The following is a 20,358-nucleotide window of genomic DNA, read 5'->3' as shown; positions in this document are numbered from 1 at the left end:
TAGATGAAAGCAAAACCGTTTTTGAAAATGTGATGGAAGGTGTGGCAGATAAAAAAGCCATCCTTGATCGCTATAACGAATTGATGATGAATTATTCAGATGAAACTGCAGATGAAGGCGCGCAGCTGCAGGATGTCATCGATAGCCAAAATCTTTGGGATTTGGATAGCCAGGTTGAAATGGCAATGGAAGCCTTGCGTTGCCCTCCTGGTGAAAGTTCAGTTGAAAACCTATCAGGTGGTGAAATTCGTCGTGTTGCTTTGTGTAAGTTCTCCTTAGCCAGCCTGATTTGCTACTGCTCGATGAGCCAACCAACCACTTGGACGCTGAAACAATTGTCGGCGAGAAGCATTTACGCGAATATCCAGGTTCTGTATTGATGATTACCCACGATCGTTACTTCCTAGATAATGTGACGGGCTGGATTTTGGAACTCGACCGTGGTCGCGGCATTCCATATGAGGGTAACTACACAGCTTATCTTGAAGCGAAAGCAAAACGCATGGCGCAAGAGGGTCGTGAAGAGGCTTCTCGTCAACGTGCTATTTCTAGCGAGCAAAGCTGGATCCAATCAAGCCCGAAAGCGCGTCAGGCGAAATCAAAAGCCCGTATTAAAGCTTATGATGAGTTGGTTAAAGCAGCTGCGGATAAGCGTCCTGGCGATGCTCAAATCATCATCCCAGTTGGTGAGCGTTTGGGTAATGTAGTGATTGAAGCTGAAGGGTCTGACAAAAGCTTACGGCGACAAACTTCTCATCGAGAATTTAGAATTCAAATTGCCTCCGGGTGGTATCGTTGGTGTTATCGGACCAAACGGTGCTGGTAAATCGACATTGTTCCGCATGATTACCGGGCAGGAGACACCTGATTCTGGTTCAATTACAATTGGTGACACCGTTGAATTGTCTTATGTCGATCAGTCACGCGATGCGCTGGATGGGGGCAAGACAGTTTGGGAAGAGGTTTCCGGTGGTAACGACATCATCAAGCTCGGCAAACACGAAGTAAACAGCCGTGCATATTGCTCATCCTTTAACTTTAAAGGCGGCGATCAACAGCAAAAAGTTGGCGATCTGTCCGGTGGTCAGCGTAACCGCGTGCATTTGGCAAAAATGCTCAAATCAGGCGGCAATGTCATCCTGCTCGATGAGCCGACCAACGATTTGGATACAGAAACACTCGCGGCGCTTGAAGATGCGCTTGAGAGTTTTGCAGGCTGTGCCGTTATCATTTCCCACGATCGTATGTTCCTTGACCGCTTGGCCACACACATCTTGGCCTTTGAAGGCGATAGCCATGTGGAATGGTTTGAAGGTAACTTTGAAGATTATGAGAAGGACAAAATCCGTCGTCTTGGCGCGGATGCAGTTAATCCAAAGCGTGTGACCTATAAGCGTTTGACGCGCTAAGCATCCTCATAGCTTATATAAATTAACCTCGGATGAGCATTCTGTCTTATCCGAGGTTTTTTGCTTTGGATCTTGCATTATTGTCAAAAATGATATAAACATATCTTTATATCTTTTCGAGGGCGTAGATGTTAGATCTACCAAAATTGAAAATGGACGATGCGATCGACCTGCTAAAAGCAGCGGGTGAGACGACCCGTATGCGTCTGCTAATTTTGCTCTCACACGGCGATCTAACCGTGAGTGATTTGACCGAAATTCTTGGGTCAGTCGCAGCCTCGCATTTCCCGGCATTTGAAACTTGCTTGGTGAAGCGGGTTTGATCGAGCGCTATCAAGAAGGTGCTTGGGCCTACTTTCAGATTGATCGACGAAGGGCGTACATCCAGCATTATTCATAGCATTATTGAAGCGATTGCTCAGGATGACCGTATGCTTCAGCATGACGTTGAGCGCCTCAAAGCTGTTAAAAGCGCCCGCGCTGGTCGAGCCCAGGAATACTTCTCTCAAAACGCTGAAAAGTGGGAAGAGATCCGCAAGCATCATGTTTCGGAAGCGAAAGGTGGAAGCTGAGCTTTGTAAACTAGTGGGTAATCAGCCATTTGATTCTCTGCTTGATTTGGGAACGGGTACTGGACGCATTCTTGAACTGTTTAAAGACCAATATCGTAAAGGCCTGGGTATTGATGCCAGCCGCGATATGCTCACGATTGCGCGTGATAAGCTTGACCAATCAGGTATTACACATGCTTCTGTTCGTCAGGGTGATATTTTTAATCTCGCACTCGAGCGTGAGAGTTATGATCTCATCGTTATCCACCAGGTGTTGCACTTCCTGCATGATCCTGCGCCTGCGATTAACGAAGCTTGCAAGATGCTCGCGCCGGGTGGACGCTTGGTGATCATCGATTTCGCCCCGCATGAGCTTGAATATATGCGCAGCGATTTTGCCCATGCTCGACTTGGTTTTAGCCATGAGAGCGTGAGCGGGTGGATGACCGCAAACGGACTTGATGTTGAAAAAATATCCGACCTTTCTTCTGACAATAGTCAGGACAAAACCCTAACCGTGTCTATATGGCTCGGGAAAGACCCAAGAATTTTGATGGCTGGCGATAACAGCGCTAGTATTGCGTAGAATAGGAAATAATCAGATGGTATTATCCAACCGTTTCGGAGCTCCAGCGAATAGCGATAAAATTCGTGTTTCATTTGAATTCTTTCCGCCGAAAACAGGAAAAATGGAAGAGCAGCTTTGGGAAAGTATCTCTAAACTTGCACCATTCCAGCCAGAATTTGTGTCAGTGACGTATGGCGCAGGTGGGTCAACAAAAGAGCCGACCTTAGCGACTGTGAAGCGTATCATTGAAGAAACAGATGTTGCTCCTGCAGCGCATTTGACATGCGTGGATGCGAGCCGTGGCGATGTTTATGATGTTGCTAAAGAGTTTCGTGATGTTGGCGTTCGTCACTTTGTTGCTTTGCGTGGTGATCCTGCGAGCGGTATTGGTTCGCAATACCAACCGCATCCGGATGGCTATGCCAATGCTGCAGAACTTACAGCCGGTTTAACAGCGATGGGCGAATGCGAAATTTCTGTTTCTGCGTATCCTGAAAAGCATCCTGAAAGTCCCTGATTTCATGACTGATATCGACATGCTTAAGCGCAAAGTCGATAATGGTGCAACACGTGCGATTACGCAGTTCTTCTTTGATAACGATCATTTTGAACGTTATGTCGAGCGCGTGCGCAAAGCTGGTATCTATATTCCAATCGTTCCAGGTATCCTGCCTGTGCACAATTTCTCGCAGGTTGAGAAGTTTGCAAATATGTGTGGTGCATCGATCCCAACTTGGTTGGCCAATCGTTTTGATGGTTTGGAAAACGATCCCGAAATTAGATCTCTTGTGGCATCAGCAGTTGCAGCTGAACAAGTGATGGATCTAGCGGATCGTGGATTTGAAGAGTTTCATTTCTACACAATGAACCGCGCTAAGCTGGTTTATGCAGTGTGTCACTTATTGGGTCTTCGCCAAAACACTGAGCCTAAGAAGACTTTCTAATCGAGAGGCTGCTTAATCATCGAGTTAAGCAGATTGTTCTGAAAATTTGCTCAAGTGCGTGGGCAATTGAAAGCGTCTGTTTGTCTTGCCCAAATTTGCCAACGGCTTGAATGCCAAGCGGCATATTATTGCCATCTCTGAAGGCTGGAATATTGACGCATGGGCTGCCCATTAGCGTCCATAATTTATTAAATGTTGCGATCCCGGTTGTTGCAAAACCGTGAGGTGCCGCTCCGGGTGCCGATGGCGTTAGAATAACATCTACATCATCATAAAGAGCGTGTGTCTTGCGTCGGGCATTTTTCGCTGAACGTCGAGCATTGTCATATTCATCAGGGTGAATAGCCTTGCCCTCAAGAATAGCTTCTTTCAGACCATCGCTTAAAAGTTCGGGGTAAAGATCAAATTCAGACCCCAAAGTTTGTGCAGCTTCAAAACACTGAATTGTTGAGTGCAGGCTGTGGGCTTTACTAAGTTCTGCCGGTTCGACAAGTTTAGCAACCTTAAAACCTGCTTGCTCTGAAATCGATGCCGCTTTTTCTAAAGCCTTGACCATGTCGGAGCTGGCTTCGCTAAGAACATCATTTTGATAAATCCCGATGCGAATATCTTTGGGATTGATCTCATTTATCTCAAGATCCCGGTCCGTTAAAAGGCTGGTAAATGTTGCTAGATCTGCAACCGATTTTGCAAAGGTTCCTGCGGTATCAAGACTTTGCGAAAAATACTTCATGCCGGTTGTCGGCAAATTCTATAGCTTGGTTTAAATCCGGCAATGCCGCAAAAGGCTGCCGGTCTGATCATTGAGCCACCGGTTTGTGTACCAATTGCCGCCGTCACCATTCCCGCAGCAACCGAAGCTGCTGATCCCGCTGATGAACCACCAGGAGAATGTTCTAAATTATTCGGGTTCTTGGTTTTTGTGGGTTTGAAAAATGCAAATTCGGTTGTTGTTGTTTTGCCAATGATCGACGCGCCTTTTGCACGCAACATTGTCACAATCGCAGCGTCCACTCTTGGCTGGTGCGCATTATAAATCTCACTGCCAAATGCTGTGGGCAAATCATGGGTGTCGAATAGTGTCTTTTACACCAACGGCGATGCCAGAAAGTGGGCCATTTGAAGGAGACGATGTCCTTATCCGATAAGCACTCGAAAGCTTGTACATCTTGCTCTGTTTCTTCAATACGCGCACGTGATCTGTGTAACAAATCACGTGCATCAACCCCATGCTGATCACGGTCTTGAAGATAAGACTTAATAGACTGAGGCGCGAACAACGACATTGTTATACTACTAGCTTGCTCAACAGGCTTGGTGTTGGCCAAGCATCGGCTGGGATCCCGAGCCTTTGCTGTTCTGCCTGAACGGCAGCGCGTGATTTGCTACCAAGAATTCCATCGATCTTGCCAACATCATGGCCGCGTGCAACCAGTTTGTTTTGAAGCTGCTTCATCTGCGCATCGCTCAAACCTTGATCTGGGTTGCCGGCATTATAGCGTTTTGCAGCCGCCTAAGCGTGTAGCAAAATAGGCCGCAGATGTGGTGTAGATGAAGCTTTTGTTCCACTCCAGATAAATGTCAAAATTTGGGAATGCCAAAAATGCTGGGCCCTTGCGACCTTGCGGCAATAACAAATCCGCAGGCAGAGAAGCGTTTGGCAAGTTACCGTTTCTTGCTGTTACCCCAAGATTTGCCCAGTCTCCAGTTGTCATGCCTTTTCGAAGACCAGATTTCTCATATGGGAATGCACCGCCGGGGAGGGTGATTTCCATAATCCATGGTTGGTTACGCTGCCAACCCAGGCTTTGGATAAAGGCTGCCGCTGTGAGGATCGCATCCAGGCGAGCTCTTTTTTAGATTAACATGTCCATCGCCATCACCATCAGTGCCGTAGCGCACAATATCTTCTGGCAACATTTGAACTTGACCAATTTCACCAGCCCAAGCGCCTGTCATCTTCGTTGGTGATAAATCACCCATCTCAACCATTTTAATTGCAGCAATTAATTGTGGTCTGAAAAGCTCAGGACGACGACAATCATGCGCCAAAGTCACCAATGCGTTCATTGTATTAAAGTCACCCTGGAAAGCGCCAAAGTCTGTTTCCAAACCCCAAAATGCTGCGATCACAGGTGCTGGAACGCCAAATTCTTGTTCAGCGCGTTTGAAAGTGGATGCATATTTTCGGAGGTTTTTAGCGCCGTGGTCCAACCGGTTTTGGCTGACAGAGCGGCGAGAAAATTCCAAGAATGTTTGTTTAAATACCCCTTGAGCACGATCACGAGAAAGAACTTTTTTGCTAATTTGGGCGTTCTTTAAAGCTGCATTGACCACTTTTTTGCTAATGCCCTCGGCCATCGCTTCTTTCTTGACCCCATTTAAAAAGGTTGAAAGTTTACCCCCGCATGCCGCTGCCTGCGCATTGCTTGGTATGGCAGATAATCCTGCAATAATTCCGGTCGCAACTAGGATAGATAGATTTTTGTTAGAAAAAAATGGCAAAACCGCTCTCCACATCAGTTTGATTCCTTGCGCTAACTCTATAGTCCGATGCTCAAATTGGCCATAGTGCGCGCATTTCGGACAATAGATGCGTGGTCAGTGCTTAATATTTCATTAACCATAAATCATATCAAGCTCACAGGTTATTGCTGCCAGTAACATTTGATTAAACCTGCTGATGATAACTTCGAGCGCGAATGGGAGCGTTTAACATGAAGTTAAAATGGTTTCCGCTGGATCAGTATGCGCGTGATGGTTACGTGCGCCCGGCGATGATATTATTGAGTTTGTTTGCACTGACGATCTTTGGATTGATTGTTGGTGATTTTTCTGTGAGCGCAATGCCAGAAGCAGATGTTAATCTGTTATTGGCAGCAAGTGGAGTGCCGATTTCGGCGCATATTGCCCAAATGACAAAGAATAATGACGTTCAGGAACTTGAACAAATTGCTTATCAAGACCAGCTTACAGGTCTTCGCAATCGACGTGGATTAATCGAAGACTCCAGATCATTCTTTAATACACCTTTTTCAAAGGATAAAAGATGCGCCTTGATGTTGCTTGATCTTGATCGTTTCAAGTTTATCAATGACACGCTTGGACATGCAGCTGGTGATAAGATGCTATGCCAGTTGGCGGATCGTCTCCGTCAATTATCGACTGACCGCCTAAAGTGCTATCGCCTTGGTGGAGATGAGTTTGTGATAACCTGGACCGGTGGTCCGAGCTTTGTTCAGGTGGATCAGTTTTGCGAAAAACTCATTCGAATTCTGTCTCATCCTTATCAAATTGATCAGTCTGAAATTGAAGGTGGCGGCAGCGTTGGCATCACATGGGCGCGTGAAAGCGATGATAATATTGGCGCGTTGTTGCAGCGTGCTGACATGGCGCTTTATAAAGCAAAGACTGTTTCAGGTTCGGCACATAGATTTTTCTGCGAGCAGATGGAGCAGAAGTCGCGTTTAAAGCATGACTTTAAACAAGCATTACGCAAAATGATTTTCACGTCTGATTTTGACTTGGAGTTTCAGCCAATTGCCTACGCTTCAGATCTTGCTTTTTCAATGTTTGATGTGTACTGCAAAAAGTAGGAACCCAGAATTTGGTGACTTCTCAGACAGTCAATATATTCAGATATTAAAAGAGACTGGTCTCATTGTGCAGTTTGATCGTGCGATCTTGGAAGCTGCGATGAAAACAATGTCAACTTGGACGCAGCGCAAAACGGTGGTTTTGCACCTGGATTCAGACCAATTATTAGACCCGACATTTACTGGTTATTTTGCTGACTTATTAAAAGAGCACAAACTCACAGGTCATGATTTTGTGTTCTCATTTGATACACTTCATCGTTCTGACAATGCGCAGCTGATGGAAAACAGCTTGGATGAATTAATCCGAATGGGTGTACGTATCGCATCTGAAGGTTTCAGTGGTGATATCAGTAATTTTGGTTTGGGCAAGAAACTCAGAAATACATATCTGATCCTTGGTAAAAACTGGGTCAAAGATATCGCCTTTGATGACAGCTCATATGAGTTGTTGGTCAACCTTGTTCGCCTAGCAGATTGCATGAATTTACGCGTCATCTTGCATGGTGTTGAACATGCTGAGCAAGTTAAATGCCTGATGGAATTTAAGCGTTTGCTGGTTAAAGGTGATATCGTTGGAAGCGCAAAACGCGCTGTTTAGCACTCTTCTGGCTAAAGCCTCATCACTATAAAGTGACGCGATGCAGAATTTTCTCGATAATACATGAGTATTATTGTATAGAAATCGTATGTTATCGATTTGCGAAATATTAGATAAGGTCGGTGAGACCGCCAAAAGCGTTGTTTCCAGCATTGTAGAAGCCGTGAGGACCGCCTTTGAAGGTGATCCTGAAACACGCCAAAAGGTTGCCTTTTCCGTTGCTATCATTGCGCTTTCCGCCAAAATGGCGAAGGCTGATGGTGTGGTGACGGAATCTGAGGTTGCCGCTTTCCAAGACATATTTGAAATTCCTGATGAGGAAGCAGCGCATGTATCGCGGCTTTATAACTTAGCCAAGCAAGATGTTGCTGGTTATGAGGTTTATGCAACGCGGTTGGCAGGGCTTTGTAGTTCAGGAGACAGCAATTGTCCCGTGCTGCAAGACGTGATTGATGGTTTGTATCACATTGCAAAAGCCGATGGTGTCATCCACGAGCGCGAAGAGCAACTGCTTCAGCATATTGCTGAGATCTTTGGGCTTGATGAAGCACATTTCTCGCAAATTTCAGCACGGCACGTTCATCCCGATGGTATGGATCCGTTCGCAGTTTTGGGCGTGACCAAGCAAACGCCGTTTGATGAGATCAAAAGACGTTATCGCGAACTTGCGAAAAAGAGCCATCCCGACAATTTGCGGGCACGCGGTGTGCCGGATGAATTTTTATCCATGGCAGGCGAGCGTATGGCGAAATTGAATTTGGCATTTGAAGCCGTGAAGAAAATGCAGGTTCCTGGTTAATGTCATCTGAGGTTAGTTTCGCGCCTGATTTTGCCCCTGATTTTAAAGGCGCTATTGTGCACCCATCCCCAAATTTTGGCGAAAGACGCGGTGTTGATGGGCCAGATATGCTCATCTTGCATTACACGGCAATGGAAACAGCGATTGCCGCGCGAGATTGGTTATGTGTTGAGGAATCCCAGGTTTCTGCGCATTATCTTGTCGATGAGCAGGGCGAAGTAACACAAATGGTGCGAGAACAAGATCGTGCCTGGCATGCAGGTCAGAGTATCTGGAAGCGGCGAGAGCGATATCAATTCGCGTTCGGTTGGAATTGAGATTGCAAATCCTGGGCATGATTTTGGTTGTCCAGAATTTCCAAAGCTCAGATTTCATCTGTAATAGCCTTATCAAAATCGATCATCGAACGGCGATAACATTGTGCCAGAACGGGTGCTTGGACATTCAGATATCACACCCGGTCGTAAACGTGATCCGGGAGAATGGTTCCCGTGGCAAGAATTGCATGAAAATGGCATTGGTCATTTGGTGGAACCATCTCCGATCCGCAGTGGTCGATATTTCATGCGTGGTGAAAGTGGTCAGCCAATTGAAGCGCTACAATCTATGTTATCGCTATATGGTTATGGCACCGAGATTACGGGTGATTTTGATGAGCGGACTGAACAAGACATTATCGCATTCCAACGGCATTTTCGTCCTGAAAAGGTAGACGGCATTGCTGATATGTCGACGATTGAAACATTGCATCGGCTGCTGTCAGCGCTTTCTTGATCGCGAATTGTTTGTTTTTTGTGTGTTTTGAAACACATGTTTACCACCTGGCCACAATTTCGACTGAATTTCGCCGTTTAGAGACGCGATAAACATCAAGCGATGTGATCGCTGATTTAAAAGACAATTTAAGGAATTTTTGATGAGAGTTTTGGTCACGGCCTGCCTTCTTGGCAGCGCGCTAATGCTATCTGCTTGCCAAACAACAAGCAACGACAAGGATGTTGATAAAACCACAAAAACATCGTCGGTTAAAAAGAGCACGAAAAAAACAACAACTTCAAAAAGTACAGCGTCGGGCTACACAGCTTCACCTTACGATAAACTCATTCAGAAACATGCGAAGAAAAACGGTGTGCCAGTTTCTTTGGCGCGTGCCGTTGTGCAGATTGAAAGCGAATTACAACGCAAATGCGCGAGGGGCTGCGGGCGAGGCTGGTTTGATGCAAATTAAGCCAGCAACCGCCCGCGGTATGGGGTAGGTTCAGGTTCGACAAAAAACCTTTATCACCCCGAAAATAATATCGCATTTGGCATGAAGTATTTAGGTGAAGCGTATCGCCGTGGGTGGTGGCACCACTTGTGGTGCTATTTTAAAATATAATGCCGGTCATTATGCGAAACGAATGAACCCTGTGTCGGCGAAATATTGTCAGCGTGTTAAGGCTATTTTGAAGTAGGCATTCGATCAGCCAAATAGTTTATGCTGCTTCTAGTATTTGGCCGATTATGCTATAGTGAGCCTCGTGTCAGTTGGCCGGGCAACCGCTCTTTATTGTGTAATGCAGTTTAGGGAGGAAAGTCCGGGCTCCATGGAATAACGGTGCCGGATAACATCCGGCGGGGGCGACCCTAGGGAAAGTGCAGCAGAAAACAAACCGCCTTTGGATCATCTGGTCCAGGGGTAAGGGTGAAAAGGTGGGGTAAGAGCCCACCGCGCGATCGGTAACGAGAGTGGCAGTGTAAACCCCACCGGGAGCCGGAAACCAAATAGGGATGGCGTGGTGCTTGCACCGGCAGTTTCCAGGCTAGTCATCCGGGTAGGTTGCTTGAGGCGATTTGACCGTGCAAACGGCGCCCCAGACGAATGGTTGCATGAATTTTGCCATTGGCAAAGTGATAACAGAACCCGGCTTATAGGCCAACTGACACATTTACCTTTTAATGAAATCTTGACCCCAAAACATCTGCTTTTGGGCTGGATTTCCTATGTTTTGACGCAGCTTAGAGAGGAATCCTAACGCTTCGTTAATCTTAACGAGTTATGAATTATTAAAATGAAATGAAACGTTAATAATATGTAAAATCCCATTGACGCCCAATTTTGCCCATGTTATCCCAATATGTATCAAATGGTCAAAAATTGTGGCGCTGAAAAGAGAGCCTTAGCGACGTGGTTACCGATCATCGTGTCAGAACAACACAGACGTGTGTGCGATCTTTTGCTAGGGGCAAAAGCTTCGGTTTGGCTCAAAAGGGATAGTAGTAAAGCGTAATGAACAGGTTCTTGTCGCAAGTGACAAAGAAGGTGGACGCGAAGGGGCGAGTATCGGTTCCGTCGGCGTTCAGAACTGTTCTCACTCGGTTAGATATTCGAGATCTGTATGTGTTCCAAGATTTTGTGTTTCCGGCGATTTCTATAGCTGGTCCCGAGGTTCTGGAGCGTTTCGAGCGACATATAGATCAGGGCGATCCGTTTTCAATGGAAGCCAACAAAATGTCACTGCTTATTCACGGCGGCGGCGTTTTCATGAAGCTCGATGGGGAAGGGCGGCTAGTGGTCTCGGATTTCATTCGCGATTTTGCCGGCATAACGGATCAAGTGACCTTTGTGGGTCGCGGGGATTATTTTCAGCTCTGGGAGCCGTCAGCATTATCGAGGATGCAAGACGAAACCCGGCGCGAGCGAATGGAGCAATCGGTTCGTTCAACCTGAGGCGAGGGAACGGAATAGTGGCGGGTTTTGACGATGTGGCAACAGACGTCAGTGGCGGACCAGTTCGTCATGTTCCGGTTCTTCTCTCAGAGGTGCTTGAGGCACTCGATCCCAATGAAAGTAAGCTGATTTTTGATGGCACCTTTGGCGCGGGTGGATATTCTCGTGCGATCATGGAGAAGGGTGCAAAGGTCGTTGCGACGGATCAAGATCCTGAAGTAATTTCCAATTCCGATGAGATTAAAGCTGAATTTGCAGATCAGCTTAGTCTTCACCACGCAAAGTTTTCACAGATTTTAGATATTGTTGAAGAGGGTTCGCTTGATGGCTTTGTGCTTGATATCGGTGTTTCTTCCATGCAAATCGATCAGGCTGAGCGCGGGTTTTCGTTTATGCAGGACGGACCGCTTGATATGCGCATGTCTCAAGATGGGGTGAGTGCAGCTGACGTTGTAAACACGCTTAAATCAAATGAGCTGGCGCGTATTTTTGGGTTTTATGGCGAAGAAAAAAGCTGGCCGCATCGCGCGTGCGATTGAGCAAGCCCGCTTAGAAGAGCCGATTACGACAACAGGGCAATTGGCTAAGATCGTGTCAAATGCAGCACCGCGTAAGATGACTGATCGTATTCATCCTGCAACGCGAGTGTTCCAAGCTTTGCGCATTTATATCAATGATGAATTGGGCCAGCTTGCTTCCGCATTGTTAGCAGCTGAAAAGGCATTAAAGCCTGGCGGGCGATTGGTTGTTGTAACGTTTCATTCCTTGGAAGATCGTATTGTGAAGAAGTTTTTCACCGATCGTTTTGGCAGGGTTCAGGTTCTCGGCATTTGCCGCAAATTGAAGTGCCAGATGCAAGCTTTGAGCAATTGGGCAAAAAGCCAATGATTGCTGCGAGTAAACATGAGGCTGAGATTAACCCAAGGGCTCGCTCTGCCAAGCTTCGCGCTGGTATTCGCACCGATGCTCCTTGTGGTTCGGCAGATATGAAAATCTTTGGATTGCCAAATCTATATCTACTTAAAAAAGTTGCGGGGTTGGTTTAGATGTTTCGAGCATTTGAAGTGTTGTTGATTGTCGCGGTTCTCGCCGCTACCGCCCACACGTTCTATATCAAGCATGAATCTGAAGAGCGCTTGGCTGAAATCCGCAGGCTCGAAGCTGAGATTAAAACCCATAAAGACACAATCGATTTGCTTGAGGCTGACTGGAGTTTGCTCAATCAGCCCGCACGCGTTCAAAAGCTTATTGAGGCGTTTCATGAACAATTGCAGCTCACCACAACCGAGGCTGAGCAGATTGTAAAACATGATGAATTGCCAAGAATTAAGCCAGAGCCAGAAATTGAAACAGATGAAATTGCCGATCAAATCATGACAGGTGCGGTTGAGTGATGAAACAGGGATTTACAAAACTATTTTTTCGGAAAAAAGCTAGTGTTTCCTTAGATGGACAACGCGAGGATATTGCTATTCCATCAAGTCGTGTTTCCGACGCCAATAGAACTGGGAACCGTATTGGTATTGCGATGATCGCCTTCTCACTTATGTGCGTGGTGGTTGGTGGCAGATTAGTGCAATATGGCATGAAATCTCCGGAAACAGTTTCATCTATTCTGCCGAGTAATACATTGCTTGCATCACGCCCTGATCTGCAAGACCGCAATGGTGAGATCCTTGCGACGGATATTCGTACTGTTTCGCTCTATGCTGAACCGCACAAAGTGGTTGATCCTGATGAAGTGGTTGAGCAATTGGCAATTGTTTTGCCTGACCTTGATATCAAGAAAACCTACAGCAAATTGTCATCAAAGTCTCGTTTCCAATGGCTCCGCAGACAATTGACCCCAGGTCAGCAAAGCGAAATATTATCTCGTGGTATTCCTGGGATTGGTTTTCGACCTGAAAAGCGTCGCTTTTATCCAGGTGGTCCAACAGCGTCTCATGTTGTTGGTCATGTGAATATCGATAATGTCGGTATTGCGGGAATGGAGAAATATGTTGACGGGCAGGGGCTTGGCGATCTTGCAAGCGTTGGATTCAACCGTTGATGAAGCGTTAGAGCCAGTAAAGCTATCACTTGATTTGCGTGTCCAGCATGTTTTGCGTGATGAGTTGTCCGCCGCAATGGAGCGCTATCGCGCTATTGCAACAGCAGGCGTCGTGCTTGATATTCACACAGGCGAAGTGATCGCAATGTCATCGCTTCCTGATTACAACCCTAATAACCCTGTTGATGCACTACAAAAAGATCGTTTGAACCGCATGACTGCGGGTACATTTGAAATGGGGTCGACATTTAAAGCCTTCACCACGGCAATGGCGCTCGATTCAGGCCATGTCTCAATGAATGACAGTTTTGATGCGCGTAAACCTATTCGCATCGGTGGCTTTACCATTTCTGATTTCCACGGCAAGAACCGCATTCTCTCCGTTCCTGAAATTTTCATTTACTCTTCCAATATCGGAACTGCGAAAATGGCAGATGTTGTGGGTGTGGATGGACATCAGGAGTTTTTAACGCGCCATTGGCCTGTTATCAAGAATGCGAAACTGAGCTTCCAGAGGTTGCAACACCAAGCCAGCCAAAGAAATGGAAGAAGATTAATTCAGTGACCATTTCTTTTGGTCACGGTGTTTCAACAACACCGCTTCAAACTGACCGTTGCAGCTGCAGCTTTGATGAATGGAGGAAAACTTATCCCTCCGTCATTTGTGCCGAGATCACGTGAAGAAGCCGATAGCGTTGCAACAAAAGTTCTATCCGATCAAACAAGTCATTCAATGCGCGAATTGATGCGTATGAATGTGGAAAAAGGTTCGGCCGTCGTGCCAGAGGTTGATGGTTATTGGGTTGGCGGTAAAACCGGAACAGCGGAGAAGGTTGTCGATGGCCGCTATTCATCTCAAGTTCGGTTTAATGCCGTTCTTTTCCAGCCTTCCCAATCAATGATCCGAAATATGTTGTTTTGGTGATCGTCGATGAACCAAAGCCGGAAGAAGGTAAGAAATACGCAACAGCCGGTACTAACGCTGCACCAACAGTGCGCGAAGTTGTCCGCCGTTCTGCCGCATTGTTGGGTGTTAAGACCAAAATTTGGGGATGGGGACGCAGATCGTCTCACATCCTACTAATTGACCATATTTCGACCGTAAGGTTGTGCTATAGAGATCTGCGGAATACGGCGAATACGGGGATGAAATGAAACTTGGCGATATAGCTGCAATTGCGGGTATCCACAATTCTGAGCTGTCGGAAGAAGCTTTGGATGTTGTTGTTGGCGGACTTTCGGCAGATAGTCGGAAAATTCAGTCCGGTTTTGTGTTTTTTGCGCTTTCAGGTGATAAGGCAAATGGTGCTCAATTTGTTATGAGCGCTTTGGAAAACGGTGCGTGTGCTGTTGTCTCATCAGAAGCAATTTCTGGGTTAAATGACACTATTCCAAATCTTGTCGTAGAAAATCCTCGTTTAGTTTTAGCAAAAGCCGCCGCTGCGTTTTATAAAACTCAGCCGAAAACAATTGTCGCCGTTACCGGAACAGCCAGGTAAGACCTCTGTTGCATCATTCGTTCGTCAGATATGGGCCAAGATTGGTCAACAAGCTGCGATGATTGGCACGACGGGTATCGTAGCACCCGGGCGAAAAGAATATGGCGCATTAACAACGCCTGATCCGGTGACTTTACATTCACTTAATGTCCGAGCTTTCAAATGATGGCGTGACCCATTGCTCAATGGAAGCTTCAAGCCATGGACTTGATCAGTATCGGCTAGACGGCATTGAGCTTGCGGCCGCCGCCTTTACGAATTTAGGCCGCGATCACATGGATTATCATCCAACTGTTGAGCATTATTTCAATGCGAAAATGGCGTTGTTTGAGCGTGTGCTGCCCAAAGGTTCACCGGCAGTTATCTTTCGCCGATGATGAATGGTCAGACAAAGCTGTCCAGCGCATGCAACGGATGCTAGGTCAACGTGTTTTAACGGTCGGCCATAAAGGTTCGTTTTTGATCACTAAAGCGCGTTGAGCAGCGTCAGCCATGAGCAGCGCGCAGAAATCCATCATGATGGGCGAGATATTTGAAGTAGATCTGCCGCTTGCGGGTGATTTTCAAATGTCTAATGCTTTGGTTGCCGCAGGCCTTTGTATTGCCACAGGCGTCTGATGCGAAATCAGTGTTAAAAGCTCTTGAAACAATTGAAGGTGCCCCTGGTCGTTTGGATCTAGTTGGAAAATCGAAAACTGGTGCGCCTGTATATGTTGACTATGCCCATAAGCCTGATGCGCTTGAACATGTTCTTGAAGGCGGTTAGACCATTTACCACAGGGCGCATAGTTCTCGCTTTTGGTTGCGGTGGTGACAGGGATAAAGGCAAGCGCAAATTGATGGGCGAGATAGCGTCAAGGCTCGCTGATGTCGTGATCGTAACCGATGACAATCCTCGCTCGGAAGCACCAGATGCCATTCGCCAAGAAATATTATCAAGCGTACCTGATGCGATTGATATTGGTGATCGACAAAAGGCAATTGAAACGCCAGTATTTCCATGCTTGAAGAGGGCGATAGTTTGATCATTGCAGGCAAAGGGCCATGAGCATGGTCAGATCGTTGGAGACACGACACTCCCCTTTTCGGACCATGAAGTTGCGCGAGCCGTATTAGGTTTGGAGGCGTAGATGGATTTACTTTGGACATCAGATGAGCTGATTAGCGCAATGGATGGTCGACCCGTTGGCGATATGCCAGAAGGCGTGACAGATGTTTCCAGTCGATAGCCGCAATGTACCTCAAGGGTGCTGCGTTTTTTGCAATTAAAGGCGATCGTTTTGATGGGCATGATTTTGCCAGTGCTGCACTTGCCAATGGCGCAGGTATTCTCATCATAGCTGAAGAAAAAATCCCTGCTATGGGTAACTTGAACGCACCGATGATTGTTGTTGGTGATGTGTTAGCAGCGCTAGAAGCTTTAGGGCGCGCTGCAAGACGCAGAGTGTCAGGTAAAGTTGCACGCGGTTACGGGTTCTGTGGGCAAGACCACCACGAAGGAAATGTTGCGTACCGCGCTCACGCCATCTGGAAAAGTTCATGCTTCGGTTGCCTCATTTAACAATCACTGGGGTGTGCCGCTAACACTTGGCGCGAATGCCGCGAGATACTGATTTTGGTGTTTTTGAAATTGGAATGAACCATTCGGGCGAAATTCGTACGCTTGTGGATATGGTCCGCCCAGATGTTGCAATGATCACATGCGTTGAAGCTGCGCATATGGGTAATTTTAAAAATCTCAATGAAATTGCTGATGCCAAAGCCGAGATTATGGAAGGCATTGTTAAAGACGGCTCGATGATCCTTAACTTGGATAATGACTTGCTTTGGCTATCTGAAGAAGAAAGCCAATGCGCTCGGTTTAAAAAGATCGAACATATTCTTATGGTCGCAACAAAAAAGCGGATTTTGAACTGTTAAATCTGCGCAGCCATGCAGACTGCTCATGCTTTAACGGTTAAAATCAAAGGTGAAGAAATTGCTGTTAAACTCGGTGCGCCTGGGAGATCACATCATACAAAATGCTATCGGAGTTTTGGGTATGTGTTCGCTGCTTGGTGCAGATATGGCGCTTGCGGCACTCGCACTTGGCTGATTTTGAACCTGAGAAGGGTCGCGGGGAACGATCACTTCGACAAATTGGTGCTGGATATTTTACGCTCATTGACGAAAGTTATAATGCAAATCCAGCCTCAATGCGTGCAGGGATTTCACTGCTGGCAGCGTGCTGAGCCAGGGCGCGGCGGTCGCCGCATCGCTGTCTTAGGTGACATGCTAGAAATGGGCGAATTTTCTGAGAAGCTTCATGTTGAACTCGCGCAGCCTTTGCAGGAAGCTGGCGTTGATATTGTTGCGCTTTCTGGCAAAGATATGAACTATCTTGCCGATGCTATTCGCGGTGAGATGCAGGTTTACTACCGCACAGATTTAGATGCGTTGATTGAGTGGTTGATGAGTAAAGTCCGCAGTGGTGATGTGATTATGGTCAAATCATCACTTGGTATTGGGTTTGGCAAAGTCGTCAAAAAATTACAGGAAAAATTTCCCGAATGTGAGCCCGATGATGATCAGCTCGCATCCGGTGACTAGGGGGTCTAATGTTTATTTGGTTGGTTGAGTTTGCCGACAGTTTTCCGGTTTTAAACTTATTTAGGTATATCACATTCAGAACAGGTGGAGCGCTTTTCACAGGCGCACTTATTGTGTTCTTGTTTGGACCCAAAATCATTAATTCCTTGCGCGTTCGTCAGGGGCGCGGCCAACCTATTCGCGCCGATGGACCTCAAACCCACTTTAAGAAAGCCGGTACCCCGACGATGGGTGGGCTGATGATCCTAGCTGGCATCGTGATCAGTTCGCTGTTGTGGGCAGATCTTGGGAACACCTATGTTATAACCACTTTGTTGGTCACACTTGGTTTTGGTGCCATCGGCTTTTACGACGATTATTTGAAGGTCACCAAAGCAATCGGACAAAGGCTTTTCAGGCAAAGTTCGTACTTGCTGCTAGAGTTCTTGATTGCAGGCGTCGCAGCTTATTTTATCCTCAGCCAATCCATGTCGGCGACCCAGGACCAAAGCGAAACATTCGCGACATCGTTATCCTTCCCGTTCTTTAAAGATTTCTTGTTGGATCTTGGCTTGTTCTTCATCCCATTTGGCGCATTCGTCATCGTATCCGCTGGTAATGCTGTCAACTTAACCGATGGCTTGGACGGTTTGGCAATCGTGCCCGTCATGATCGCAGCAGCTTCTTTCGGAGCGATTGCATATTTGGCCGGTAACGCGCTTTTTGCAAACTATCTCCAAATTCATTTTGTTCCCGGAACAGGTGAACTTGCTGTTATTCTCGGCGCCTTGATTGGTGCAGGTCTTAGGTTTCTTATGGTTCAACGCGCCACCTGCTGCGATCTTTATGGGCGATACAGGTTCGTTAGCGCTTGGTGGTTTGATCGGTACTGTTGCTGTTGCGACAAAACACGAGATCGTTATGGCAATCATCGGTGGCTTGTTTGTGCTTGAAACCATGTCTGTGATTATTCAGGTGATCTCATTTAAACTTACTGGAAAGCGCGTATTTAGAATGGCGCCAATTCACCACCATTTTGAGAAAAAAGGTTGGACCGAAAGCCAGGTGGTTGTGCGTTTTTGGATCATTGCCGTGATGTTGGCGATGGTTGGTCTTGCGACATTGAAATTGAGATAGAGCAAAATGATACCTGCTCGAAGCTTCAAAGATAAAAAGGTTGCGCTGTTTGGACTTGGTGGTTCAGGCCTTGTTACTGCAAAATCTCTCATTGGCAGGTGGTGCAGATATCGTTGCCTGGGATGATAATCCTGAACAGGTCGCAAAATCTGCCGAGCGAAGGTATTCCTACATCCGATCTTACGAGATGATCGATTGGGGTCCCAGTTTGATAGCTTCGTATTGGCGCCTGGTGTTCCGCTTACACATCCCAAGCCGCATTGGACGGTGGACTTGGCACGAAAAAGCTAATATTGAGATTATCGGCGATATTGAGATTTTCTCGCGTGAACGTGCTTCGCTTGCACCCAATTGCGCGTTTATTGCGATAACAGGAACCAATGGCAAGTCGACAACAACAGCGCTTATCTCGCATATTATTGCTGAAAATGATCTAAATATTCAAATGGGCGGCAACATTGGTACAGCTGTCCCTATCGCTTGATCCACCACAGGGTGACAGCGTTTATGTTGTTGAATGCTCTTCCTATCGAGATTGATCTTGCACCATCGCTTTGCCCAAGTGCAGGTATTTTGCTCAATCTAACACCCGATCATCTCGATCGTCATGGTTCAATGGCGCATTACGCTTCGGTGAAAGAACGTTTGGTGGCGAAAAGTGAAAATGCAATTATTGGCATTGATGATGAGTATTGCCGCGATATTCAAAAACGTCTTATCCAAGATAATGTTTCAACAACATCAATCTCAGCAACTACTGAATTGGCAGATGGTCTATTTTTAGACGACAGCTTGATTGTAAACGCATCGCGGTCAACATTCTATTGTTGCCGACCTTTCTGGAATTGAAACATTGCGTGGTCAACATAATGCGCAGAACGTAGCGGCAGCGATTGCCGCGTGTCATACGATAGGTCTGCCATTTGATGAGATTGCAAATACGCTGGCGTCATTTCCGGGTCTAAAACACCGTATGCAGCCTGTCGGTCGGTTGGATGACTTGCTGTTTATCAATGATTCGAAAGCGACAAATGCCGAAGCGACTGCGCCGGCGCTCAAATCATATGAAGACATTTTCTGGATCTTGGGTGGCTTGCCCAAAGATGGTGGAATTACATCTCTATCGCCATATTTTGAGCGGGTGCGAAAGCGTTTCTGATCGGTGAAGCTGCACCAAAATTTGCCGCAGAACTTGGTGATAAGGTCGATTTCGAAATCGCCAACACACTCGAACTTGCTGTTGCGCATAGCCACAGCAGCGCGAGGGAATTTGCAGCGCAATCTGGGCGTAAGGCAACTGTTTTATTCTCGCCCGCATGCGCAAGTTTTGACCAGTTTCGGAATTTTGGAAATTCGCGGTGATTGTTTTGTCGATCAAGTCGCAAATATTGAAGGTATTGAGATGCTAATACCGCATAAATCGAAAGGTGATGCAGATGGTTAGCCGTATTGAACGTGGTGCTGTTGCAAGCTGGTTTTGGACAGTCGATAGGTTTTTGCTGTTTGCGTTTGTCGTGTTAATTCTCCTAGGCTTTATGCTTTCATTTTCTGCAAGCCCTGCAGTTGCTGAGCGTATCTGGTCTTGATAGCTTTCACTTTGTAAAACGATTTGCCATTTTCATGGTTCCTGCATTGGTAACGCTTGGTCGCGATCTCATTCTTAGATGCCCGGATGGTTCGGCGTGCAGCCATTTTGCTGTTGCTTGGTGCTGTTGCGATGATGGTACTAACGCTATTTATCGGCGGTGAAATTAAAGGCTCCAGACGTTGGTTATCTATCGCTGGGTTTACGCTTCAGCCATCTGAATTCATGAAACCCGCATTTGTTGTTATTTGCGCTTGGCTATTTTCAGAGCGTAGTCGCCATCCTGAAATTCCGGGAAATCTGTTTGCTATTATCTTGTTCGGTATTGTTGCAGCGCTGCT

33 protein-coding genes, 1 other RNA gene and 6 pseudogenes are annotated in these 20,358 nt (G+C 46.6%); 35 read left to right on the top strand and 5 right to left on the bottom strand.

Annotated features, from left to right (window positions below; all coding sequences use genetic code 11):
- The 7 genes and pseudogenes from RT723_RS06400 to RT723_RS06370 all read left to right on the top strand — a co-directional run.
- A pseudogene (locus RT723_RS06400) lies at positions 1–380 on the top strand (hypothetical protein); the annotation flags it as partial.
- Positions 320–826: an ATP-binding protein gene (locus RT723_RS06395; RefSeq protein ID WP_315946351.1), complete on the top strand. Its 507-nt coding sequence runs from the start codon at positions 320–322 to the stop codon at positions 824–826. The pseudogene RT723_RS06400 and the gene RT723_RS06395, both read left to right, overlap by 61 nt.
- Positions 777–1,409: an ATP-binding cassette domain-containing protein gene (locus RT723_RS06390; RefSeq protein ID WP_315946350.1), complete on the top strand. Its 633-nt coding sequence runs from the start codon at positions 777–779 to the stop codon at positions 1,407–1,409. Before RT723_RS06395 ends, RT723_RS06390 begins: the two co-directional genes overlap by 50 nt.
- Positions 1,410–1,771: 362 nt before the next feature.
- Positions 1,772–1,981, top strand: a complete 210-nt coding sequence (locus tag RT723_RS06385) for a hypothetical protein (protein ID WP_315946349.1) — start codon at positions 1,772–1,774, stop codon at positions 1,979–1,981.
- Positions 1,971–2,546, top strand: coding sequence for a class I SAM-dependent methyltransferase (locus tag RT723_RS06380; RefSeq protein WP_315946348.1), 576 nt, complete (start codon positions 1,971–1,973; stop codon positions 2,544–2,546). Before RT723_RS06385 ends, RT723_RS06380 begins: the two co-directional genes overlap by 11 nt.
- Before the next feature lie 16 nt (positions 2,547–2,562).
- Entirely contained in the window at positions 2,563–3,045 is a 483-nt protein-coding gene (locus RT723_RS06375; RefSeq protein ID WP_315946347.1) for a methylenetetrahydrofolate reductase, read from the top strand.
- Between the two features lie 4 nt (positions 3,046–3,049).
- Positions 3,050–3,472: a methylenetetrahydrofolate reductase gene (locus RT723_RS06370; RefSeq protein ID WP_315946346.1), complete on the top strand. Its 423-nt coding sequence runs from the start codon at positions 3,050–3,052 to the stop codon at positions 3,470–3,472.
- Positions 3,473–3,488: 16 nt separating this feature from the next.
- On the opposite strand, the gene RT723_RS06365 is transcribed toward RT723_RS06370, so the two are convergent.
- From RT723_RS06365 to RT723_RS06345, 5 genes and pseudogenes are all read right to left on the bottom strand, one after another.
- Positions 3,489–4,220: an amidase family protein gene (locus tag RT723_RS06365; protein ID WP_315946345.1), complete on the bottom strand. Its 732-nt coding sequence runs from the start codon at positions 4,218–4,220 to the stop codon at positions 3,489–3,491.
- Positions 4,202–4,540 (bottom strand): annotated as a pseudogene (locus tag RT723_RS06360) (amidase family protein); the annotation flags it as partial. The pseudogene RT723_RS06360 and the gene RT723_RS06365, both read right to left, overlap by 19 nt.
- Positions 4,541–4,760: 220 nt before the next feature.
- Positions 4,761–4,943 (bottom strand): peptidoglycan-binding domain-containing protein, encoded by a 183-nt coding sequence (locus RT723_RS06355; RefSeq protein WP_315946344.1) that lies wholly within the window; start codon positions 4,941–4,943, stop codon positions 4,761–4,763.
- A 22-nt stretch (positions 4,944–4,965) separates the two neighbouring features.
- Entirely contained in the window at positions 4,966–5,277 is a 312-nt protein-coding gene (locus RT723_RS06350; protein ID WP_315946353.1) for a lytic murein transglycosylase, read from the bottom strand.
- Complete coding sequence (locus RT723_RS06345) at positions 5,261–5,992, bottom strand: lytic murein transglycosylase (RefSeq protein ID WP_315946343.1); 732 nt, start codon at positions 5,990–5,992, stop codon at positions 5,261–5,263. Before RT723_RS06345 ends, RT723_RS06350 begins: the two co-directional genes overlap by 17 nt.
- 197 nt (positions 5,993–6,189) lie before the next feature.
- Between RT723_RS06345 and RT723_RS06340 the strand changes: the two genes are divergently transcribed.
- The 28 genes and pseudogenes from RT723_RS06340 to RT723_RS06200 all read left to right on the top strand — a co-directional run.
- Complete coding sequence (locus tag RT723_RS06340; protein ID WP_315946342.1) at positions 6,190–7,068, top strand: GGDEF domain-containing protein; 879 nt, start codon at positions 6,190–6,192, stop codon at positions 7,066–7,068.
- Positions 7,049–7,669 (top strand): EAL domain-containing protein, encoded by a 621-nt coding sequence (locus RT723_RS06335; protein ID WP_315946352.1) that lies wholly within the window; start codon positions 7,049–7,051, stop codon positions 7,667–7,669. The genes RT723_RS06340 and RT723_RS06335 overlap by 20 nt, the downstream gene beginning before the upstream one ends.
- A gap of 88 nt (positions 7,670–7,757) precedes the next feature.
- Positions 7,758–8,468, top strand: a complete 711-nt coding sequence (locus tag RT723_RS06330) for a TerB family tellurite resistance protein (protein WP_315946341.1) — start codon at positions 7,758–7,760, stop codon at positions 8,466–8,468.
- Positions 8,468–8,785, top strand: coding sequence for an N-acetylmuramoyl-L-alanine amidase (locus tag RT723_RS06325; protein WP_315946340.1), 318 nt, complete (start codon positions 8,468–8,470; stop codon positions 8,783–8,785). The genes RT723_RS06330 and RT723_RS06325 overlap by 1 nt, the downstream gene beginning before the upstream one ends.
- Positions 8,786–8,996: 211 nt before the next feature.
- Complete coding sequence (locus RT723_RS06320) at positions 8,997–9,242, top strand: peptidoglycan-binding domain-containing protein (RefSeq protein ID WP_315946339.1); 246 nt, start codon at positions 8,997–8,999, stop codon at positions 9,240–9,242.
- 142 nt (positions 9,243–9,384) lie between these two features.
- Entirely contained in the window at positions 9,385–9,696 is a 312-nt protein-coding gene (locus RT723_RS06315) for a hypothetical protein (RefSeq protein WP_315946338.1), read from the top strand.
- Positions 9,697–9,991: 295 nt separating this feature from the next.
- Positions 9,992–10,395, top strand: an RNA gene (gene rnpB, locus RT723_RS06310) — RNase P RNA component class A.
- A gap of 354 nt (positions 10,396–10,749) precedes the next feature.
- Positions 10,750–11,178, top strand: coding sequence for a division/cell wall cluster transcriptional repressor MraZ (mraZ, locus tag RT723_RS06305; RefSeq protein WP_315946337.1), 429 nt, complete (start codon positions 10,750–10,752; stop codon positions 11,176–11,178).
- Positions 11,179–11,195: 17 nt separating this feature from the next.
- Positions 11,196–12,066 (top strand): annotated as a pseudogene (rsmH, locus tag RT723_RS18085) (16S rRNA (cytosine(1402)-N(4))-methyltransferase RsmH).
- 158 nt (positions 12,067–12,224) lie between these two features.
- Entirely contained in the window at positions 12,225–12,572 is a 348-nt protein-coding gene (gene ftsL, locus RT723_RS06290) for a cell division protein FtsL (protein WP_315946334.1), read from the top strand.
- Positions 12,572–13,228 (top strand): penicillin-binding protein 2, encoded by a 657-nt coding sequence (locus RT723_RS06285; RefSeq protein WP_315946333.1) that lies wholly within the window; start codon positions 12,572–12,574, stop codon positions 13,226–13,228. The genes ftsL and RT723_RS06285 overlap by 1 nt, the downstream gene beginning before the upstream one ends.
- Positions 13,149–14,153, top strand: a pseudogene (locus RT723_RS06280) (penicillin-binding transpeptidase domain-containing protein). Before RT723_RS06285 ends, RT723_RS06280 begins: the two are co-directional and overlap by 80 nt.
- Positions 14,154–14,379: 226 nt before the next feature.
- Complete coding sequence (locus tag RT723_RS06275) at positions 14,380–14,727, top strand: Mur ligase domain-containing protein (protein ID WP_315946332.1); 348 nt, start codon at positions 14,380–14,382, stop codon at positions 14,725–14,727.
- Complete coding sequence (locus tag RT723_RS06270) at positions 14,699–14,893, top strand: hypothetical protein (protein ID WP_315946331.1); 195 nt, start codon at positions 14,699–14,701, stop codon at positions 14,891–14,893. The genes RT723_RS06275 and RT723_RS06270 overlap by 29 nt, the downstream gene beginning before the upstream one ends.
- Positions 14,894–14,912: 19 nt before the next feature.
- Positions 14,913–15,104, top strand: coding sequence for a Mur ligase family protein (locus RT723_RS06265; protein WP_315946330.1), 192 nt, complete (start codon positions 14,913–14,915; stop codon positions 15,102–15,104).
- Positions 15,105–15,219: 115 nt separating this feature from the next.
- A complete protein-coding gene (locus tag RT723_RS06260) occupies positions 15,220–15,345 on the top strand; it encodes a hypothetical protein (RefSeq protein WP_315946329.1) in 126 nt (41 codons plus the stop codon).
- The gene (locus RT723_RS06255) at positions 15,329–15,493 is read left to right on the top strand and encodes a glutamate ligase domain-containing protein (protein ID WP_315946328.1); all 165 of its coding nucleotides are present in this window, start codon (positions 15,329–15,331) and stop codon (positions 15,491–15,493) included. The genes RT723_RS06260 and RT723_RS06255 overlap by 17 nt, the downstream gene beginning before the upstream one ends.
- Positions 15,438–15,752, top strand: a complete 315-nt coding sequence (locus tag RT723_RS06250; protein ID WP_315946327.1) for a glutamate ligase domain-containing protein — start codon at positions 15,438–15,440, stop codon at positions 15,750–15,752. The genes RT723_RS06255 and RT723_RS06250 overlap by 56 nt, the downstream gene beginning before the upstream one ends.
- A 209-nt stretch (positions 15,753–15,961) precedes the next feature.
- Positions 15,962–16,147, top strand: a pseudogene (locus RT723_RS18080) (Mur ligase domain-containing protein); the annotation flags it as partial.
- A gap of 82 nt (positions 16,148–16,229) precedes the next feature.
- Entirely contained in the window at positions 16,230–16,340 is a 111-nt protein-coding gene (locus RT723_RS18075) for a hypothetical protein (RefSeq protein WP_428983603.1), read from the top strand.
- A complete protein-coding gene (locus RT723_RS06240) occupies positions 16,324–16,647 on the top strand; it encodes a Mur ligase family protein (RefSeq protein ID WP_315946325.1) in 324 nt (107 codons plus the stop codon). The genes RT723_RS18075 and RT723_RS06240 overlap by 17 nt, the downstream gene beginning before the upstream one ends.
- 12 nt (positions 16,648–16,659) lie before the next feature.
- Entirely contained in the window at positions 16,660–17,316 is a 657-nt protein-coding gene (locus RT723_RS06235; protein ID WP_315946324.1) for a glutamate ligase domain-containing protein, read from the top strand.
- An 8-nt stretch (positions 17,317–17,324) separates the two neighbouring features.
- A pseudogene (gene mraY / locus RT723_RS06230) lies at positions 17,325–18,432 on the top strand (phospho-N-acetylmuramoyl-pentapeptide-transferase).
- Positions 18,433–18,481: 49 nt separating this feature from the next.
- The gene (locus tag RT723_RS06220) at positions 18,482–18,916 is read left to right on the top strand and encodes a Mur ligase family protein (protein WP_315946321.1); all 435 of its coding nucleotides are present in this window, start codon (positions 18,482–18,484) and stop codon (positions 18,914–18,916) included.
- A 23-nt stretch (positions 18,917–18,939) separates the two neighbouring features.
- Positions 18,940–19,281 carry a Mur ligase family protein gene (locus tag RT723_RS06215; protein WP_315946320.1) on the top strand — a complete coding sequence of 114 codons (342 nt, stop codon included), beginning with the start codon at positions 18,940–18,942 and terminating at the stop codon, positions 19,279–19,281.
- Between the two features lie 4 nt (positions 19,282–19,285).
- Positions 19,286–19,591 carry a Mur ligase family protein gene (locus tag RT723_RS06210; protein ID WP_315946319.1) on the top strand — a complete coding sequence of 102 codons (306 nt, stop codon included), beginning with the start codon at positions 19,286–19,288 and terminating at the stop codon, positions 19,589–19,591.
- Positions 19,592–19,868: 277 nt separating this feature from the next.
- Positions 19,869–20,018 (top strand): hypothetical protein, encoded by a 150-nt coding sequence (locus tag RT723_RS06205; RefSeq protein ID WP_315946318.1) that lies wholly within the window; start codon positions 19,869–19,871, stop codon positions 20,016–20,018.
- An 86-nt stretch (positions 20,019–20,104) separates the two neighbouring features.
- Positions 20,105–20,358 (top strand): FtsW/RodA/SpoVE family cell cycle protein (locus tag RT723_RS06200; RefSeq protein ID WP_315946317.1); only part of this gene is annotated, 254 nt, incomplete at its 3' end.

It is taken from the genome of Psychrosphaera aquimarina, assembly GCF_032461525.1.
Taxonomy (GTDB): Bacteria; Pseudomonadota; Gammaproteobacteria; order Enterobacterales; family Alteromonadaceae; genus Psychrosphaera; species Psychrosphaera aquimarina.
The sequence above is the reverse complement of the archived record's forward strand: the minus strand, read 5'-3'. Positions and strand labels throughout refer to the sequence as shown.

Excerpts from the sequence above, each read along its gene's own strand:
- RT723_RS06375 (WP_315946347.1), top strand. The coding sequence starts at position 2,563 with ATGGTATTATCCAACCGTTTCGGAGCTCCAGCGAATAGCGATAAAATT.
- RT723_RS06370 (WP_315946346.1), top strand. The coding sequence starts at position 3,050 with ATGACTGATATCGACATGCTTAAGCGCAAAGTCGATAATGGTGCAACA.
- RT723_RS06345 (WP_315946343.1), bottom strand. The coding sequence starts at position 5,992 with ATGTGGAGAGCGGTTTTGCCATTTTTTTCTAACAAAAATCTATCTATC.
- RT723_RS06340 (WP_315946342.1), top strand. The coding sequence starts at position 6,190 with ATGAAGTTAAAATGGTTTCCGCTGGATCAGTATGCGCGTGATGGTTAC.
- RT723_RS06335 (WP_315946352.1), top strand. The coding sequence starts at position 7,049 with ATGTGTACTGCAAAAAGTAGGAACCCAGAATTTGGTGACTTCTCAGAC.
- RT723_RS06330 (WP_315946341.1), top strand. The coding sequence starts at position 7,758 with ATGTTATCGATTTGCGAAATATTAGATAAGGTCGGTGAGACCGCCAAA.
- RT723_RS06325 (WP_315946340.1), top strand. The coding sequence starts at position 8,468 with ATGTCATCTGAGGTTAGTTTCGCGCCTGATTTTGCCCCTGATTTTAAA.
- RT723_RS06315 (WP_315946338.1), top strand. The coding sequence starts at position 9,385 with ATGAGAGTTTTGGTCACGGCCTGCCTTCTTGGCAGCGCGCTAATGCTA.
- ftsL (WP_315946334.1), top strand. The coding sequence starts at position 12,225 with ATGTTTCGAGCATTTGAAGTGTTGTTGATTGTCGCGGTTCTCGCCGCT.
- RT723_RS06285 (WP_315946333.1), top strand. The coding sequence starts at position 12,572 with ATGAAACAGGGATTTACAAAACTATTTTTTCGGAAAAAAGCTAGTGTT.
- RT723_RS06275 (WP_315946332.1), top strand. The coding sequence starts at position 14,380 with ATGAAACTTGGCGATATAGCTGCAATTGCGGGTATCCACAATTCTGAG.
- RT723_RS06265 (WP_315946330.1), top strand. The coding sequence starts at position 14,913 with ATGGAAGCTTCAAGCCATGGACTTGATCAGTATCGGCTAGACGGCATT.
- RT723_RS06260 (WP_315946329.1), top strand. The coding sequence starts at position 15,220 with ATGAGCAGCGCGCAGAAATCCATCATGATGGGCGAGATATTTGAAGTA.
- RT723_RS06250 (WP_315946327.1), top strand. The coding sequence starts at position 15,438 with ATGTTGACTATGCCCATAAGCCTGATGCGCTTGAACATGTTCTTGAAG.
- RT723_RS18075 (WP_428983603.1), top strand. The coding sequence starts at position 16,230 with ATGTTGCGTACCGCGCTCACGCCATCTGGAAAAGTTCATGCTTCGGTT.
- RT723_RS06240 (WP_315946325.1), top strand. The coding sequence starts at position 16,324 with ATGCCGCGAGATACTGATTTTGGTGTTTTTGAAATTGGAATGAACCAT.
- RT723_RS06235 (WP_315946324.1), top strand. The coding sequence starts at position 16,660 with ATGCAGACTGCTCATGCTTTAACGGTTAAAATCAAAGGTGAAGAAATT.
- RT723_RS06215 (WP_315946320.1), top strand. The coding sequence starts at position 18,940 with ATGTTGTTGAATGCTCTTCCTATCGAGATTGATCTTGCACCATCGCTT.
- RT723_RS06205 (WP_315946318.1), top strand. The coding sequence starts at position 19,869 with ATGGTTAGCCGTATTGAACGTGGTGCTGTTGCAAGCTGGTTTTGGACA.